The sequence below is a fragment of the Priestia sp. D3YE.R1 genome, from assembly GCF_049199565.1.
GTDB lineage: Bacteria > Bacillota > Bacilli > Bacillales > Bacillaceae_H > Priestia > Priestia aryabhattai.
In genome coordinates, this window is record NZ_JBLTHW010000001.1 from 1,789,245 (window position 1) to 1,803,120 (window position 13,876).

A 13,876-nucleotide genomic window follows, 5' to 3' on the forward strand; every position below is an offset into this window, starting at 1 on the left:
AATAATTGTTATTATAGCATACGAGATCCAAATAAGTATAAACACAGTGATATATAATAATAGAAGAAAATCGTTATTGTGAATGGTTATAAAATTCGTTACAATAAAGAATAAATGATTTTAAAAGTGCCTCTAAGGAGGATAATAGGGAAATCGGTGTAAATCCGGTGCAGCCCCCGCTACTGTAAATGTGGATGAACCTGCAAAGACCCACTAGTCAAACTAGGAAGGATGCAGAAGTAAAATGAAGCATAAGCCAGGAGACCTGCTTTTAAAAACCCCTTATTTTTCGGTGGGAGAAATAAGTCAAGACAATGTGTTAATGAGCGCATGACCAAACCTTGACTTTTACAGTTAAGGTTTTTTTATGTGATAGGGAGTGGAAAAAGTGAAAAAAGGAAAACCTCTTATGATTCAAGGAACGCACTCAGACGCTGGAAAAAGTATGATTGCTACAGCGTTTTGCCGTATTTTTAAAGAAGACGGCTATCAAACTGCACCGTTTAAATCGCAAAATATGGCGCTTAATTCATACATTACAATGGATGGAAAAGAAATTGGCAGAGCGCAAGGAATTCAAGCAGAGGCGGCCGGAGTAGAAGCAACAACCAATATGAACCCTATTTTAATTAAACCAACTCGTGATCATGAATCTCAAATTGTCGTTCATGGAAAGCCGCTTCGTAATATGTTTGCTTTTCAGTATCGGCAAGAATTTTTTAATGAAGGTTTGAACGTGATCACGGAAGCTTATAAAGAGCTTGCCAATCATTATGATCGAATTGTGATTGAAGGCGCTGGAAGTCCTGCTGAAGTGAATTTGAACGATCGGGAACTGGTAAATATGCGCGTAGCAAAGATAGCCCAAGCCCCTGTTGTGTTAGTAGGAGACATTGATAAAGGAGGGGTCTTTGCGAGTCTAGTGGGTACTCTTCAATTGCTTCCAGATGAACATAAGCCTAGAGTGATTGGGGTGTTAATCAATAAATTCCGAGGAGACTTAGAGCTTTTAAAACCGGGGTTGAAGTGGTTTGAAGAATACACGGGAGTTCCGGTACTAGGAGTGATTCCTTATATGCACGACGTGGAAATTGACGCTGAAGATTCGCTATCACTCAGAAATTACTCAACGCTTGTGAACCCGTTAAAAGAAATCGATATTGCGGTTATCTCGTATCCTCGCATCTCAAATTTTACAGACATCGATCCTTTAAGCTTAGAAGAAGACTGTCACGTGAGGCTTGTAACCAAGCCGTCACAATTAGGTACGCCTGATTTAATTGTTTTACCAGGAAGCAAAAATACGATTGAAGATGCGCAGTTTTTACAAGAAAGCGGCCTGGCTCTAGCCATTAATCAAGTCTTGAATACAACGAACGTTCACGTCATTGGCATCTGCGGAGGATATCAAATGCTAGGGGAGACAATTACAGACCCTGATGCAGTAGAATCTCGGATTGAATCCATTAAAGGGCTGGGCTTGCTTCCAGTGGAAACCGTTATGACAACCAGCAAAAAAACAGAAAGAGTTTCTGGATATGTTCAGCTAGAAAGTGAAAGAGTTTCGATTGAAGGCTATGAAATTCATATGGGAAAGACGGTTTCTAAGAGCACCACGGAAGCTTTTGCAGTGGTAGAGCATGAAAAAGAAGGAACGGTTAAAGACAACGTTATTGGCACGTATGTTCATGATGTGTTTCATAACGATGCTTTGCGCAGAGCTTTACTTAATCAAATTCGTAAACATAAAAAATTGTCGCCTATTACGGATACATTCAACAGCCGCCTGCAAAAAGAGGAGTCTTTTTCAAAAGCAGCAGCATATGTGAGAGAAGCTGTAGATATGGAAAAGCTGTATCATTTAATAGACAGCTATAAAAGTCCTGAGCAAGCACAAAAAGTATAGCTTGTAGAGGCTTTCGCTTGTTTTTTTACCGAGAACTTTAGTACGCTATTCTACGTTGCCTAGTTCAACAGTCTAGCACTCGTAACAAATAAAAGATGATTGTTTCCAATACTATGTAGGGTGGAAACATGGTTTATGCACAGGAAAATGAATGGTTAATGTAATGTAAAAAAACATCACGCCTCGTTTCCTAGAGGAGCTGAAAGTATTGATTTTTAAACGTATTTTTTTAAACAAAGCATCTATTTTATACATAGTCAGTTTATTTATTGTATGTACTTCGGTGATTATGGGCGTATTTATTGGTACAGTTTCGTTAACCGTAGGAGATACAATCAAAATTATTATTGGCCACCTTACCGGACTATCCTTATATCACGGTCCGGAAAACATGGATTTAATCATTTGGCAAATTCGTTTTCCAAGAGTACTGGTGGCATTTTTAGTAGGAGCTTCGCTTTCAATAGCTGGGGCTGCCTTTCAAGGGCTATTAAGAAACTCTCTTGCCGATCCTTACACGATCGGAGTTTCCTCAGGTGCAACCCTTGGCTCTGTCATGGCAATTTATTTTCATTGGAGTATTTTTGGTTTGTCTATCTTCACGCTGCCTGTAGTTGGCATCGTATCTGGTTTTATTACTCTTCTTTTAGTTTTTGGTATTACGAAACTCGCAAGCGGCAATTTGGCCAATGAAACCATCATCTTAGCGGGGATTATTTTATCATCCTTTATGAGCGCGCTCATTTCATTAGTTGTAGCTCTTTCTCCTGAAGAAGATGTAAGGCAGGTTTTATATTGGCTAATGGGAAGTGTATCAATGAGAGGATGGTCTCATATTCAAATTTTAGGCCCGTTCTTTTTAGTCGGTACGATTATGCTGCTGTTACATGTCAAAGAGCTGAACGGCTTAGCCTTTGGCGATCAATCCGCTCAGTTTATGGGAATAGACGTAAAGAAGAAAAAAAGAATGGTTTTAATAGGTGCATCCGTATTAACAGGGGCTGCGGTATCAGTATCTGGGGCAATTGGATTTGTTGGCTTAGTTATTCCACACGTAGTACGTCTCGTAGCAGGAGCTAATCATAAGCATGTACTGCCGCTTTCTATTTTAATCGGAGGAAGTTATTTGGTTTTAGCCGATTTATTGGCACGAACGATATTAGAACCTCGCGAACTGCCGATTGGAGTCGTAACCGCCTTAATTGGTTCGCCGATTTTTACCCTGCTCCTTGTAAAAGAACGTATGCGGAAAAGAGGAATATCATGATTGAACTATATAATGTGACGGGAGGATACGATAAACAGCAGCCGACCGTTCGCGACATCACGTTCACCGTAGACAAAGGTTCTTTTGTCGCTTTACTAGGACCAAATGGAAGCGGGAAAACAACGCTTATTCGCTTAATTATGAATGTATTAACCATTCAATTAGGAGAAGTGAAGGTAGAAGGAAAGTCAGTGAAGGCTTATTCACCAAAACAACTGGCGCAAAAAGTTGCAGTCATGACGCAAGAAAATCAAATTGGGCTAGAATTTACGGTTCAAGAAATTGTTTCACTTGGACGTTACCCTTATCAGGCAAAAGGATTGTTTAGCACTGTATCAGCACAGGATGAAGAAGTGGTGGAAAGCGTGATGAAATTAACAAATGTTTGGCACTATAGAAATCATACTTTTCAATCACTAAGCGGTGGAGAAAAACAGCGGGTTTTACTGGCTAAAGCACTAGCGCAAGAACCTGACTACTTACTTCTTGATGAACCAACTAATCACTTAGATGTAAAACATACAATGGAACTGCTTCAGCTGTTAAAAACGTTACAGCAGGAAATGAGCTTAACGGTCCTGGCCATTTTGCATGATCTCAACATCGCCTCGCTGTTTGCAGATAATGCCGTGTTACTGAAAGATGGAAGAGTAGAAGAAACGGGGATGGATGCCATTTTTCAGGATGCAGCTACGTTAAAAAGAGTATATGGCGTTGATTTGCATGTATTTCACCATCCCGCTGTGAACAAGCGACAAATTGCTTTTGTGCCGCCGTATCAATATCCAGAGACGGACTTCCATGAGTTGTATCAGTTACAAAAGGAACCGGGCAACCTATGTTTATCCTTTGTTCGTCCTTTGAGAACTCTTTCACTGGGTTCAAATGAAACAGGCCTACACTGGTGTCAAGAAATTGTTCAACAGCAAAGCAGTGCTAACGCGGCGTGGAAATCTGCGTCTTTATCCAGTCATGAAGTTCGCTTAAAAGACGATAAAGGTTACTCGTGGCTGGCTGTGCTGACACATGGACAAAAAGAAAATGAAGTAAATATTGTTCTATTAACAAATGCGCCGCTTTCGGACGCGAACTTACTTCATGCTGCGATGAAGGTAATTGAATACCGGGCTTTCTTAGGAAAAACAGGACGTATTGCTGTAGCATCATCTCATCATAAAGAAGAAAATCAAGAAGAAGTTTCAGAGTTCTTAATGGAACGCCTACAGAAAGAATTACAACTATTTATGGAAACAAAAATGACCGACAATTGCTTTAAATAAGCAGTAGCGGTCATTTTTTATTCTTCGGAGTGATCATCAGACTTTTCTGTTTCACCTCCTGAACTCATCGTTGTCTCAGTTGTATGTTCATCAATCTTTTTTTCTTTCAGCTTAACAGAAAACAAGTCTTTGACTTCTTCATCTACTTGATCAGAGTCAGCGCTGTAAGTGGTGCCGATGTTTAAGTGGCCGGTCAGATCTTTAATGCCTAGCTGGCCGAAATTATTACTAAGATCAATTTTGTCTAACAGTACTTTTTCGACCATGATTTTTTCAACAACAATGGACTGCTTTGGCTGAGTTACTCCATCAATCTTTTTGTCAAGAGTTTTCACCATCTCATATAAGGCTGTATTGGACGATTCTTCCTTTAACGCAGAGAGCTGATTTTGAATAGCTTCGAAATTAGGAGCTGACTGCATAGCCGAGAGCAAATGAGCTGTTTGCTCGTGCAGTTGAGACAGTGATTGAATAAGGTGAGCTGATTCATGTAATTGCTGATGAAGCTCTTCTATTTTAGGGATGGCGTCGGTTAAACGCGTCACTTGATCAATAATTCCCTGCAGGTTCAGCGCTGAATCTGACGAAAGAGCAGGTTTTGTGACTTCAGCTTCAGCAGAGGTCTTAGGCTCCGTTTGGCTAGGCAACTTCTTTGGCTGCTGAGAAGGGTTCTTTGGATTAGACTGTTTTTTAGTTTTCATCTTTTTGGGTAATTCTTTCCGCTTTTGATTAGAACTTTGGTCTATGGGACTTACTTTTTTTTTGGTTGGAAGGGAAGACGGATTTATTTTGCGGACTGTTTCAATTTTAGGCGATTGTTTAAACCACTTAGAAAACATGAAATTCCCTGCCTTTCATGCTACATATAGTTCTGCACAATGAATTACAAATCAAATTTCACATGCAAAAGACCATCTTTAAATGATGCGTGACACGGCGCTTCCTCAACAGCAGGTGGAAGGATAATTGATCGTTGAAACGTTCCTTCACGTCTTTCTTTGTGAAGAACATTTGCATCCTTCATCGTTAAAAGAGATGAACCGGATATGTGTAAAGTATTTTCGTGCATGGTCAATTCGACATCTGTTCGTTTAGCACCGGGTATTTCAATCACAACTAACAGTTGATTTGCCCATTCGTATACATCAATTAAAGGATAATCTCGATACTCATTTACAATTTGAGGAGAGGCATCTGCTTCCGTATCATTCTTTTCTTCAGGATCATCATCAAAAATCTTTTCCCAAAATTTTGTATGGTTTTCTTCTTGTAACGTTTCTGCCCACTTTTTAAACTTTCCATGATTCATATTTGTCACCTTCTTAAAAAAAATAAAACAAGGCCTTTTACCGCTTTCTATTTTATATGTATGCATGAGAACAGAAAAAAACGTCCACTTTAATCTAAATCGTGGACGTCTATTTGAGACATAGGAATATTAACATGCTTAGGCATCCGGATTTCCAACACCCCGGAACGATATACGGCGCGTGTACCTTTTTTGCGAACCGAACAAGGAAGCTGAATTTCTTCTTTGAAGGATTCTTCCCCATCTATTCCTTCAATCGTGCACACGTATGGAGTATGATAGACTTTAATGCTTGATACAATATCGCGGTTAGGGATTTTCAACTGAACAATACATTCGTCTAATGTATTGATGACGTTTGAATCAAATCTTCTTAGCTGTTGTCCATGACCTTCATTTCCCACATCCTGCTGTTCTTTCATCATGTCTTGGGCTTGCTTAAAGAATTCATTTCCTTGCATAAAATCCGGAAAAGAATGGGACATCGTAGAAGAAATCATTTGCTGAATATATTTATTCATGTCTTTAGATGCCATTCCTTTTGGAATATTTTCCATCATTCCTTTAAAAGGAGACTTTCCAAATGGAAACATATTTACACACCTCCTTGTAATGTGACAAGTAAAATGACAAAATTGTTAAAGCTAAATTTGATTTCCAATTGGAGCTGAAGGGTTTGCAATTTGATCTTGATCACTTACATCAGGATCTAACACGCCCGTATTCATTTGAGAGCAAGTAGGAGAGAAGTTACCTAAAGAAAAATTTGCGCCGTTAAACTTTGAGTTCGCCGTGTGACTGTTTTGAATGGTGGAACCAAAATCAATATTTGCGTTTTGCGTGACACCATTCGTTACGATATTAAAAACGTTAATTTGAAGAGGCATAAAGAGACTCCTTACTGTTTTTATTCATTCCGCTCTAACTATCGCTTTAAGAGAGAATGTATTCACCGTTCGTCGTCATGCTGTTGACAAGCATTGCCCTATATCACTGCTGATAACCATTGACATGATCAACGTTCGCAATATCTGTTTGGTCATTTGTATCAGGATCGATATAAATGTTTCGCATTTTCGAGGAAGCAGGTGAGACATCGCCATAAGAAGAGTTCGTACCAGTGGATTTCGAATGAGCCGTGTGACTGTTATGGAGTGCTTCGCCAATGTTGACAGAACCGTTGCTTGAGATACTGTTGATCTTTAAATTATAAATATTAATAACACTTGGCATACGCTCTCACCCTTTTCTATGGTTGATTAATGTATCCTATGATGATAAGTGCCTAAACGTTCACAATTCCTCATAACTAAAATCGCCTTTTCCGATTGAAGGAAAAAGCGATTGAGAGAGGATTACTTAATGATATGATGGGCTTATGAAATAGGTGCAATACGACAATTCTTTTTTTCTAAAATGTAAGAGATGCTTTGTTGGACAGTGGAAAACGTCCGCCAATTAAACTGAGAGTCTACAAGCGACAGAGCCATTTTTGAAGACAGACCAACAATAAGGCAAGTGGTACCAATCAACCGCAAGGCATCATGAAGAGTATTAATATAATAACCGTGTTCTTCATCTAACGAATGAAGGGAAGACAAATCAATAAGCAAATAGCGCGCCTGTTCTTTTACAACTGCCTCTAACACCGTTTCAGTCAGCTTCTTTCCACGTTCTATATTCATCTTACCGGTAATCGGCACAGCTAAAACCTCGTCCCATATCTTTAATAAAGGGGTAGATAAGTCCTCAATTAACCGTTCTTTTTCAAGCTCTGCTTCTGCTTGATCAGTAAAGTCTAATAACATAAGCAAGTAGCCATAACGCTCACCGTCTTTTGTATCAATGGGGTGAATCACGGCTTCCGCTACGTATTGAGTTCCAATCGTTATACGCGTTCGGTAAGTGGTATGAAGAGAGGTGAGTAATTTTTTTGCTTCTTCAGAATTGGAATGAAAGAAATCCATATGCTTTCCAATTAACTCCTCAACATGATATAAATGATAGATTGGGAGTACTGCTTGGAGTGTTTCAATTGCTCTTGCATTCATCCACTGCACACGATGGTCTTTATCCGCAATGATCATGGTTTCTTGAATATTTTCTAAAATCAAATGTCCATTAAGCTTTTGTGGAAGTCGTCCAATTCCATTCATTGTCCATCTCTCCTTATGCGTGTATTAAGTTTATGTACATCTATTTTATATTTTACAGTGAAAAGAATGAAAAGGGCTATAAGAAATTTATTAACGTTTACAGAAATCATGGTAAGTTAAAAACGTAGGAGTAAGCACTTGCTTCAATCAAAAAACTCCCCTGTGTAAAAGGGGAGTTCACTTTATTCATATGATTTGATAAAATCAACGTTATATTTTTCAACGCTTGATAAGTAGGAATCTCTAAATGATGAATCAGGCGTATACCACGACTTTCCATAAAAATAGGCTTGAAGATCTTTCGATTTAAATACATACCCATGCCGCGCATAGATTTCATTCCGAGCTAGCCTTAGTTTACTCGAGCTCAAGCTGCTAATATCACCATAACTTAATTTGTAAGAAGCCGAATCAGGAAGAATAAAAGAACTTGAAGTAGCATAAGAGCGCGGACCAGGCACGATCACTTCCCGTTCTTTTATGACGGTTTTTTCTTTTTCAGCAGGCGGCGTTTGTATATTCAACGTAATGCTTTCTTCACTTTGAATAGTGTAGGGACTGCTTTTGAACGTGGTGCCGTCTTTTTGCACTTCTGCATGAACAGTGACGCTTCCATCCGTAGCAACAGGACCAATTTGTGATGAGCTATTCACCTGCAGTCCCGTACTTTTTCCGTTTACAAATAAAATAGCGTCACCTCTATTCGATGAGATTGTAACGTAAGCCCCTTTAAATACAAGAGATATATTTTCTTCTTTTTGCCGATGAAAATTTATAGTAGTTTGATCTGTAAGTTTTCCATAAGAGCTTTCATAAAAAGCTGTAAGTGAATAATTTCCAATCATAAAAGGACCTATTTTTTGCGTTTGATTTTTAGATATCGATTGTTTTGTGTCGTTAACTGTAATCGTTGCATCTTCTGGCGTGGTGAGGGAGATATAATAAGGTGAAGGCATGACCACATACTGTTTTTTGAAGAATAATGAATGTTTCTGTTCTTTTATTATAAAATAGATACTCGTTTTATTTTTTAAGTCATTTTCAACGTCTCGTAAAATAGAACCATCGGAAGTTGCATCCAACAGTGCTTGAATAGATGTGTCACTGATAACTATATTAGACTGTGAAGAGTCTAATAACTCTCTTAACACAGCTGTATCTTTCGATTCTAATGCCTCAACAAAGCGGTCAGCCGTTTTTTCTTCTGAGCTAGCGAACAGGTTATACCATACAAAAGTTAAAATGAGTATAAGCGCAATAACCCCGCCAATATACCAGCCCTTTTTATGATTAGCTGCTGCTGGCGACACCGTGAAAGAAAAGCCGCAGTTATTGCAAAATGATTGGTCTTTGCTTGCACTGGCCCCGCATTTTGGACATTGATTCATTCACACCATCCCTTTCTTTTTATTCCATTAAATGTATGGAACGTATAGTAAAACAGACCGTTAAATTGGAAAAATAATAAATAGAACGAGAAAGACAAACACACCAAACATGCACAGTAAGAGTGAGATGTGCTATGATAAAAACTATATATTAATCCGATAGGGACACTCTGTCATATAAAAAGGAGATGAAGTAAATGAGTGTTTCATTTGTAAATAAACACCAAAAGGATACGTATGAAAAACTGCTGCCTCTAGTCGAAAAATTTAAGAAACGAGCTTTTAAAATAGATGAAGAAGGTACGTTTCCATTTGAAAATATTCAAGAGTTACAAGAAGCCGGCTATACACGTCTTTCTTTAGAAAGCAAATATGGTGGAGATGAATTACGCCTTTATGATTTTTTATTATTTCAAGAATTAATTGCTCAAGGAGACGCTTCTACGGCTCTTAGTATTGGGTGGCATATGGGAATTACAATGGATTTACGTGAAAAACAGCCTTGGAATCAGCAAATGCTTGATTTTATTTTTAAAGAAATAGAAAAAGGTGCACTTATTAACACTGCTGCTACTGAACCGAAGACAGGAAGTCCTACTCGAGGAGGAAAACCTGAAACGACAGCCGTAAAAACAAAAAAAGGCTGGCAAATTAATGGTCGAAAAACATTTACTACAATGTCTCCAGTCTTAAATTACTTTTTGGTAAAAGCCAGCATCGAAGGAGAAGAAGAAATCGGCTTATTTTTAATTCCTCGTGAAACAAGCGGACTTTCAATAGAAGAAACATGGGATATGATTGCAATGCGCGGGACAGGGAGTCACGACCTTGTGCTAGAAAATGTCGATATTGAACACGATTTTCTTGTTGAACGCCTAGGTGGCTTTAAAAAGAATGAGCCAAGCGGCTGGCTGCTTCATATACCAGCTTGCTACATGGGTACAGCCATCGCAGCAAGAGATTATGCTGTTGCATTTGCTAAAGAATATTCTCCTAATAGTATTGAAGGAACGATTAGCGAGTTGCCAAATGTGCAGCGTTTAGCCGGAGAGATGGAACTTGAACTCATGCAGGCGCGTCACTTTATGTACAGCGTGGCAAGCAAATGGGATGAGACCAACGACCGAGCAGCATTAGCGGGAGAGCTAGCAGCTGTCAAACACGTGGTGACTAATAGTGCTTGTACTGTCGTTGACAAAGCAATGCGCATAGTCGGGGCACGAAGCTTACAGCGCAGAAATCCCCTACAGAGGTATTATAGAGATGTGCGTGCCGGCCTTCATAACCCTCCAATGGATGATATGACGATTATTAACTTAGCGAAGCAGGCCTTTACTAGATAAAAGCGCTTCATACGTCTTAATAACATGTTAAATGATGAAAAACTGCTGATTATAGGCTATTCTATAATCAGCAGTTTTTTCGTTGCAAGAGGAGGAATTGAAGATGAAGTCTGTAAGAGAAATTCAGCTGACACCCTATAATATCGCGTGGGAAAAGGAATTTACAAAAGAAGCTTCCACCTTAACAACTATAATGCCAGCTCAAGTTTTAAAGATTCATCATATCGGAAGCACTGCTGTTCCCGGTTTAAGTGCAAAACCGATTATTGATTTACTTATTGAAGTGAAAGATATAAAAAAAGTAGATACATATAATCAGAAGATGGAACAGCTTGGTTACGAAGCGAAAGGTGAAAACGGCATAAAAGGAAGACGATACTTCCAAAAAGGCGGAAATGAAAGAACGCATCATGTTCATATGTATGAAAAAGGCCACCCAGAAATTAATCGGCATATATGGTTTCGAGATTATCTGCGTACTCACCCTGATGCAGCAAAAGAATACGAAACGTTGAAAATAGAACTAGCGCATCGCTATCGCTTTGAACCAGAAAAATATGTGGAAAATAAAACGAATTTTATTCATAAAATAGATGGGCTAGCTTTAAAATGAAAAAAGGGAAACAGCAATAAGAATAGGAAAGATGATCTTAGATAAAAAGGAGGAACGAGCTTGACTCCAGTTCTAAATCGACAGACAAATACAGGAAAAAAGAAAAAAACAATATGGATCAGCCTGATATCCTTTGCTATTCTTTGTTTGGTACTTTGTACGGCAATTTCTCTTTATGTAGGCATAAGCCTGACAAAATTAGATAAAAATCCTGCTGTGAAAAATCCTGGTGATTACGGCATGCACTATAGCAATCAAGTGTTTTTAAGCAAAGACGGAATAACCCATTTAAAAGGATGGATGATTGAACCAAAAGAACAGCCAAAAGCGACCATTATTATGTCACATGGATACGGAAATAACCGTGAAGCACAAGGAGCTGGCTTTCTGCCGCTGAGTAAAGAATTTGTAAAAGCGGGATATCGAGTAGTCATGTTTGACTTTAGAGATTCAGGAGACTCAGAAGGAAATCAAACGACGATTGGTGTAAAAGAACAGCTAGATTTATTAGGCGTTATTCAGAAAATGAAAGAAACAACAAAAGAGCCAATTGTGCTCTACGGCATTTCAATGGGAGCAGCCACTTCTTTATTAGCGGCTTCTCAAGATAAAGACGTAAAAGCAGTGGTAGCTGATAGTCCTTTTAGTGATTTAACCTCTTATTTAAAAGAAAATCTATCTGTATGGTCTCATTTACCAAACTTTCCGTTTACACCGCTAACCATTGCTATTCTTCCTGTTATTGCAGATGCAAATCCTGCTGAAGCTAGTCCTATTAAAGCAGTCGAGCATATTTACCCTCGACCCATTTTATTTATACACAGCACAGGAGATACAAAAATTCCTTACACTGAAAGCGAAAAAATGGCTAAAACACACCCGGATGCTTTTCACTTCTGGAAAACTAAGAAAGCAGAACACGTTCAAAATTATCACGTATACAAAAAAGAATATGTAAAGCGCGTATTATCTTTTATTGAGCAATCGCTGTAAAAAAAAGAGGCTGGGACAAAAATAGTTTAGACGAAATGTAAAACGAACCATTGATCAAAACTTTTGATTAGTGGTTCGTTTTTTTGTTAGGACAAACGTAGATTTCATGTGTGTAAATCTTTCTAGCAGTTGATTAGAGGGCAAGACGAAGACTCCTGCGGGAAAAGCGGAACAGGTGAGACCCCGCAGAAAGCGAAGCCTTGCACGGAAATCAACTGCGGTGTCTCAAGCAGTTCAGCTCATATATCCCATTTGTTCATCTTTAGATGGGATTCATTTCGTTATGTCTCAACCTCTTTTAGCCGTTGATTTTACCTTGTTCTATAAGCTCAGCATATAAATTGCGAAGAATGTAGGTTTTATAACTTTCTAGCTTTCTTCCATCAATTTTAGAGATATTGACCGCTTTTAACTGCTGAATAAACCAGCCCTTTGAATAGATATGAGCCACTGTTAATCACTCCTTCAAAAAGATCCACTCTAAATAATTAACTATATTCATAAAAGGAACTAAAAAGAAGTGAACGAAGCAAATGAATTGACGTTCATTTTTTACAGCGTTATACTGCTCTACAGCTACTTATAAAGGAGGAAATGAACAATGAGTGAACAATATATAAACGTAAACGGCGTTAATTTGCACTACATAAGCAAGGGACAAGGAGAGCTTATGCTATTTCTTCATGGGTTTCCTGACTTTTCGCATATTTGGCGACACCAGATAGATGAATTTTCTAATGATTTTCACACAGTTGCTTTGGATTTAAGAGGATATAACTTATCTGAAAAGCCAAGCGGACTAGAATCATACGAGATTGATGTATTAGTAGAAGATATTCGCCAAGGGATTGAAAGCCTAGGATATAGCTCCTGCACGCTAGTTGTACACGACTGGGGAGCGGGAATCGGATGGACATTCGCTTATCGCTATCCTGAATATGTACAAAAATTAATTGCTTTTAACGGTCCGCACCCTTATACCTTTATGCGTGAGCTTCGAACAAATAAAAATCAGCAAAAAGCAAGTGAGTATATGAAATGGTTTCAAAAACAAGAAGCACAGGACTATATGGAACGAGACAACTTCTCAGGTTTGCGTAAGCTTGTGATCGACCCAGGTGTAAAAAAAGGATACCTAACAGCTAATGATGTTCAAGCATACATGAACTCTTGGGAAAATGGCTCTGTGCTGTCAATGCTAAGTTATTACCGCAATTTAAATATTTTCACGAAAGAAGACCTTCAAAGAAAATCTTTGTTTCCGTTAGAAGAAGAAGTGTTAAACATCCCAGTACAAATTATTTGGGGAAATCAAGATCCTACTTTTATGCCTGAAAACTTAGATGGTATTGAAGAATATGTGCCAAACATATCTGTTCACCGATTAGCTGAAGCATCTCATGCCCCTCAGCATGAAAAGCCTCAAGAAGTAAACGACGTGATGTGGAATTTTTTAAATAAGTAAAAAGAAAAAGAAAGGTTTCCTCTAGAAACCTTTCTTTTTCTTTTGAATTTAAAATAATTTTGTAAAAAGTGATCCAATAGAATAAGGTGATCGTTAGGTAAGTAGAAAAGGAAGTACTTCTTGAAAAAAGGCGGTTAAAAACTTTTTTAAAAAGTG

At 38.4% G+C, this 13,876-nt stretch carries 15 protein-coding genes and 1 riboswitch; of the genes, 7 read left to right on the top strand and 8 right to left on the bottom strand.

Annotated elements, in window-relative coordinates; translation table 11 throughout:
* Positions 1-107: 107 nt before the first annotated feature.
* Positions 108-287, top strand: a riboswitch (cobalamin riboswitch).
* Between the two features lie 92 nt (positions 288-379).
* From ACOZIR_RS09675 to ACOZIR_RS09685, 3 genes are all read left to right on the top strand, one after another.
* Complete coding sequence (locus tag ACOZIR_RS09675; protein ID WP_045292633.1) at positions 380-1,906, top strand: cobyric acid synthase; 1,527 nt, start codon at positions 380-382, stop codon at positions 1,904-1,906.
* A gap of 208 nt (positions 1,907-2,114) precedes the next feature.
* On the top strand, positions 2,115-3,173 hold the full coding sequence (locus tag ACOZIR_RS09680; RefSeq protein ID WP_114895821.1) for a FecCD family ABC transporter permease: 1,059 nt from the start codon (positions 2,115-2,117) through the stop codon (positions 3,171-3,173).
* Positions 3,170-4,453, top strand: a complete 1,284-nt coding sequence (locus ACOZIR_RS09685) for an ABC transporter ATP-binding protein (protein WP_421535559.1) — start codon at positions 3,170-3,172, stop codon at positions 4,451-4,453. Before ACOZIR_RS09680 ends, ACOZIR_RS09685 begins: the two co-directional genes overlap by 4 nt.
* Positions 4,454-4,470: 17 nt before the next feature.
* Here the strand turns inward: ACOZIR_RS09685 and ACOZIR_RS09690 are convergent, their stop codons facing one another.
* The 7 genes from ACOZIR_RS09690 to ACOZIR_RS09720 all read right to left on the bottom strand — a co-directional run bounded on the left by ACOZIR_RS09690 (position 4,471) and on the right by ACOZIR_RS09720 (position 9,306).
* Positions 4,471-5,292 (bottom strand): hypothetical protein, encoded by an 822-nt coding sequence (locus tag ACOZIR_RS09690; RefSeq protein ID WP_310878522.1) that lies wholly within the window; start codon positions 5,290-5,292, stop codon positions 4,471-4,473.
* Between the two features lie 44 nt (positions 5,293-5,336).
* Positions 5,337-5,762, bottom strand: coding sequence for an Hsp20/alpha crystallin family protein (locus ACOZIR_RS09695; RefSeq protein ID WP_045292628.1), 426 nt, complete (start codon positions 5,760-5,762; stop codon positions 5,337-5,339).
* Positions 5,763-5,851: 89 nt separating this feature from the next.
* Positions 5,852-6,355, bottom strand: coding sequence for an Hsp20/alpha crystallin family protein (locus ACOZIR_RS09700; protein WP_028412845.1), 504 nt, complete (start codon positions 6,353-6,355; stop codon positions 5,852-5,854).
* A gap of 51 nt (positions 6,356-6,406) precedes the next feature.
* Positions 6,407-6,649: a spore germination protein gene (locus ACOZIR_RS09705; protein ID WP_013057626.1), complete on the bottom strand. Its 243-nt coding sequence runs from the start codon at positions 6,647-6,649 to the stop codon at positions 6,407-6,409.
* 103 nt (positions 6,650-6,752) lie between these two features.
* Positions 6,753-6,995 (bottom strand): spore germination protein, encoded by a 243-nt coding sequence (locus tag ACOZIR_RS09710; protein ID WP_013057625.1) that lies wholly within the window; start codon positions 6,993-6,995, stop codon positions 6,753-6,755.
* Between the two features lie 143 nt (positions 6,996-7,138).
* A complete protein-coding gene (locus ACOZIR_RS09715) occupies positions 7,139-7,918 on the bottom strand; it encodes an STAS domain-containing protein (protein WP_045292626.1) in 780 nt (259 codons plus the stop codon).
* Between the two features lie 182 nt (positions 7,919-8,100).
* A complete protein-coding gene (locus tag ACOZIR_RS09720; RefSeq protein WP_415382483.1) occupies positions 8,101-9,306 on the bottom strand; it encodes a TcaA 3rd/4th domain-containing protein in 1,206 nt (401 codons plus the stop codon).
* 197 nt (positions 9,307-9,503) lie between these two features.
* Here ACOZIR_RS09720 and ACOZIR_RS09725 point away from each other — a divergent pair, with 197 nt between their 5' ends.
* From ACOZIR_RS09725 to ACOZIR_RS09735, 3 genes are all read left to right on the top strand, one after another.
* A complete protein-coding gene (locus ACOZIR_RS09725) occupies positions 9,504-10,649 on the top strand; it encodes an acyl-CoA dehydrogenase family protein (RefSeq protein WP_328121022.1) in 1,146 nt (381 codons plus the stop codon).
* 103 nt (positions 10,650-10,752) lie between these two features.
* Positions 10,753-11,262 carry a GrpB family protein gene (locus ACOZIR_RS09730; RefSeq protein ID WP_045292620.1) on the top strand — a complete coding sequence of 170 codons (510 nt, stop codon included), beginning with the start codon at positions 10,753-10,755 and terminating at the stop codon, positions 11,260-11,262.
* 60 nt (positions 11,263-11,322) lie between these two features.
* Positions 11,323-12,255, top strand: coding sequence for an alpha/beta hydrolase (locus tag ACOZIR_RS09735; RefSeq protein WP_045292618.1), 933 nt, complete (start codon positions 11,323-11,325; stop codon positions 12,253-12,255).
* A gap of 298 nt (positions 12,256-12,553) precedes the next feature.
* On the opposite strand, the gene ACOZIR_RS09740 is transcribed toward ACOZIR_RS09735, so the two are convergent.
* Positions 12,554-12,706: a YflJ family protein gene (locus tag ACOZIR_RS09740; RefSeq protein ID WP_080890183.1), complete on the bottom strand. Its 153-nt coding sequence runs from the start codon at positions 12,704-12,706 to the stop codon at positions 12,554-12,556.
* A gap of 150 nt (positions 12,707-12,856) precedes the next feature.
* Between ACOZIR_RS09740 and ACOZIR_RS09745 the strand changes: the two genes are divergently transcribed.
* Entirely contained in the window at positions 12,857-13,720 is an 864-nt protein-coding gene (locus ACOZIR_RS09745) for an alpha/beta fold hydrolase (protein ID WP_415382486.1), read from the top strand.
* The last annotated feature ends 156 nt before the right edge of the window (positions 13,721-13,876 follow it).

Excerpts from the sequence above, each read along its gene's own strand:
- ACOZIR_RS09685 (WP_421535559.1), top strand. The coding sequence starts at position 3,170 with ATGATTGAACTATATAATGTGACGGGAGGATACGATAAACAGCAGCCG.
- ACOZIR_RS09690 (WP_310878522.1), bottom strand. The coding sequence starts at position 5,292 with ATGTTTTCTAAGTGGTTTAAACAATCGCCTAAAATTGAAACAGTCCGC.
- ACOZIR_RS09695 (WP_045292628.1), bottom strand. The coding sequence starts at position 5,762 with ATGAATCATGGAAAGTTTAAAAAGTGGGCAGAAACGTTACAAGAAGAA.
- ACOZIR_RS09700 (WP_028412845.1), bottom strand. The coding sequence starts at position 6,355 with ATGTTTCCATTTGGAAAGTCTCCTTTTAAAGGAATGATGGAAAATATT.
- ACOZIR_RS09705 (WP_013057626.1), bottom strand. The coding sequence starts at position 6,649 with ATGCCTCTTCAAATTAACGTTTTTAATATCGTAACGAATGGTGTCACG.
- ACOZIR_RS09710 (WP_013057625.1), bottom strand. The coding sequence starts at position 6,995 with ATGCCAAGTGTTATTAATATTTATAATTTAAAGATCAACAGTATCTCA.
- ACOZIR_RS09715 (WP_045292626.1), bottom strand. The coding sequence starts at position 7,918 with ATGAATGGAATTGGACGACTTCCACAAAAGCTTAATGGACATTTGATT.
- ACOZIR_RS09720 (WP_415382483.1), bottom strand. The coding sequence starts at position 9,306 with ATGAATCAATGTCCAAAATGCGGGGCCAGTGCAAGCAAAGACCAATCA.
- ACOZIR_RS09725 (WP_328121022.1), top strand. The coding sequence starts at position 9,504 with ATGAGTGTTTCATTTGTAAATAAACACCAAAAGGATACGTATGAAAAA.
- ACOZIR_RS09730 (WP_045292620.1), top strand. The coding sequence starts at position 10,753 with ATGAAGTCTGTAAGAGAAATTCAGCTGACACCCTATAATATCGCGTGG.
- ACOZIR_RS09745 (WP_415382486.1), top strand. The coding sequence starts at position 12,857 with ATGAGTGAACAATATATAAACGTAAACGGCGTTAATTTGCACTACATA.